The 2,600-nt window shown below is 60.2% G+C and carries 3 protein-coding genes; all 3 read right to left on the bottom strand.

The window, feature by feature from the left end; all coding sequences use genetic code 11:
* Nucleotides 1–229: 229 nt before the first annotated feature.
* The 3 genes from tnpC to tnpA are packed head-to-tail and all read right to left on the bottom strand — an operon-like array spanning nucleotide 230 to nucleotide 2,577.
* Nucleotides 230–1,774 carry an IS66 family transposase gene (gene tnpC, locus ACYVIS_RS20820; RefSeq protein WP_132580479.1) on the bottom strand — a complete coding sequence of 515 codons (1,545 nt, stop codon included), beginning with the start codon at nucleotides 1,772–1,774 and terminating at the stop codon, nucleotides 230–232.
* Between the two features lie 57 nt (nucleotides 1,775–1,831).
* Nucleotides 1,832–2,179: an IS66 family insertion sequence element accessory protein TnpB gene (tnpB, locus tag ACYVIS_RS20815; protein WP_132580477.1), complete on the bottom strand. Its 348-nt coding sequence runs from the start codon at nucleotides 2,177–2,179 to the stop codon at nucleotides 1,832–1,834.
* Nucleotides 2,176–2,577 (bottom strand): IS66-like element accessory protein TnpA, encoded by a 402-nt coding sequence (tnpA, locus tag ACYVIS_RS20810; protein ID WP_165930934.1) that lies wholly within the window; start codon nucleotides 2,575–2,577, stop codon nucleotides 2,176–2,178. The genes tnpB and tnpA overlap by 4 nt, the downstream gene beginning before the upstream one ends.
* Nucleotides 2,578–2,600: the final 23 nt, after the last annotated feature.

Genomic DNA, 2,600 nt, shown 5'->3' with positions numbered 1-2,600 from the left:
GGCTGATTCCACTCATCGACTCGCTCACCGCTGGCCTGTGCGGTGGCAATGGCCGCATCTAAACGTTTTAAGATCGAGGTCAGGGTTTCATCCGTCTGGCAACGCAGCATCGCCACGGCCTGGCGTCCATCATAGGCCACCGCCGCATTGCGAACCGGCTTGATGGCGCCGATCATGATATGGCCATCACCATTGACGAGCGCTTCGATATGAGGGTGATCAGAGACGGTTACGCCGCCTTTGGTAGTGTGTCGTTTTGCAGGTCCAGATGCCATGGCAATAGCTCGTCAATTTGATTGATGGGGTGGTCGGCGATGCGCTCGAACACCGCGCGCAGATAGGCGTAAGGTTCCACGTCATTGAGCCGCGCCGTACCGATCAAGCTATAGATTACCGCCGCGCTACGCCCGCCACCATCAGAGCCGGCAAATAAGTAATTGCGTCGACCAATGACCAAGGGGCGAATCGAGCGCTCGGCCGTATTGTTGTCGATTTCGATACGCCCGTCATCGCAATAACGGGTCAGTGCTGTCCAATGGCCTAATGCGTACTTGATGGCCTTGGCCAGCTCTGACTTGGCCGAGACTTTCATTAATATGCACTCCAGCCAGGCTTTCAGGCTGGTCAGCAACGGCGCCGCCTGCCGCTGGCGCACCGATTGGCGAAGCGGCACCGCACAACCCCGGATATCACGCTCGATGGCGTAGAGTGCGCCGATGCGGGCTAACGCCTCTTGAGCGGTAGGCGATTGCTCCAGCTTAAACAGGTCGTAGAATTTGCGTCGAGCGTGCGCCCAGCAGCCGGCCTCGACGATTTGACCCGCGCGGTACAGCGCACCATAGCCACTATAGGCGTCCGCTTGCAGAATGCCGCTAAAGCCTTGCAGATGTTTTTGTGGCCGCTCGCTTTTGCGATCCGGCGAGTACTGATACCAGACCGCAGGCGGAGCGCGACTGCCTGCCGGTCGATCATCACGCACATAGGTCCACAGCCGCCCCGTGCGAGTTTTGCCCCGCCCCGGATCAAGTACCGGCACGGGCGTATCGTCTGTGTGAATCTTGTCCGCTTGGCGCACATAACGGCCAAGCGCATCGCTCAAGGGCTCAAGCAGGCGGCTGGTTTCACGTACCCAAGCGGCCAGCGTCGCCCGCTCTAACTGAACGCCTGCACGACGATAAATGTGTTCTTGTCGGTACAGCGGCGTGTGATCGGCATACTTGGCCACGACCACCTGGGCAAGTAAGCCGGCATCGGCCATGCCACGTGTGATCGGGCGCGAAGGCGCCGGCGCCTGTGCGATGTGAGAGCAAGCTCGACAGGCCAGCCTGGGCCGTACATGTCGGTGTACCTTGAAGTAGCCCGGCACGTAATCGAGCGTTTCACTGATGTCCTCACCCAGCACGCGCAGCTGACCGCCACAGTGTGGGCACCCGCAGTTTGTGGGCGCATGGACAATCGTTTCTCGCGGCAGGTGCGTGGGGAAGGCACGTGGTGTGCGACGCAGGGCAGTGACATTATCTCTGAGCCGACCCGCGGTGGCGTCTGCGTCAGCCGACGCCACGATGGGAGCCACCTGTTCGTCAGCAACCTTGGGCAGATCACCCAGCGCCAGCTGCAACTGATTCATCAGCTCGCTCATGCGCTCCGAGGAGCGGCCGTATTGCCAGCGCTTCAGACGTGCAATTTCTGCCAGCAACTTCGCGATGGTCTCATCGCGCGAGACCAGCATGCGCTTGAGCGTATCGATGTCGTTAGGTAGGGCGTTGGCGGGCATGCGCGCCAGTATAAAGTAAGGCCGCTATCCTGCAAATAGTTTTTGCTGACCCTCGGTTTACGCCGCGCATGTCGGCTGCCAGGTGCGCTCGGGGCGGCGCCAGTCAATGCCTTCGAGCAGCATCGATAATTGTGCGCCGCTCAGATGCACGCTACCGTCTTGAGCCTGTGGCCAGACGAAGCGACCACGCTCCAAGCGCTTGGCGTATAGGTTCATCCCGTCACCGCTCCACCACAACAGTTTCACCAGATCACCCCGCCGACCACGGAAGATAAAGACATGGCCCGAGAACGGATCGTGCTCCAGCGTTGTTTGAATGAGCGCAGCCAAGCCATTCATGCCGCGACGCATGTCTGTTACCCCGGCGGCCAGCCAGATGCGTGTACCAGAAGGCGGCGCAATCATACCGGCATCAGGCAGCGCAATACCAGACGCAGCTGGATGGGATCGACCTTGCCGTGCAAACGCACACGTGCCCCATTCAGTTCGATCTCGATGCGCCCGCCCATCTCCAACGCTGTGTCGTCGGGTTCCGGCCTGGCCTGATCGGTGCCCGATAGCGCCGCTTGGATCGGTGGTGGCGTTACCGGCATCAGCGCGCAGCCTTCGGTGTCGCCGAACACTCCGGCACGAAGTTCCCGACGCCACTTGAACACCATATTGGTGTTCAGTCCATGGGCCAAGGCCACTTTGGCTACCGAGACATCAGGCGTACACGCAGCCATCGCCACTTCGCGTTTGTAAGCGCGCGGATAATTGGGCCGACCCTTGCGGTTTGAAACCCCCACTTCACTTGTAGACATAGTGATCCCCATTACTTTTGGTG

The sequence above is a fragment of the Paralcaligenes ginsengisoli genome (genome assembly GCF_054781135.1).
The sequence above is the reverse complement of the archived record's forward strand: the minus strand, read 5'-3'. Positions and strand labels throughout refer to the sequence as shown.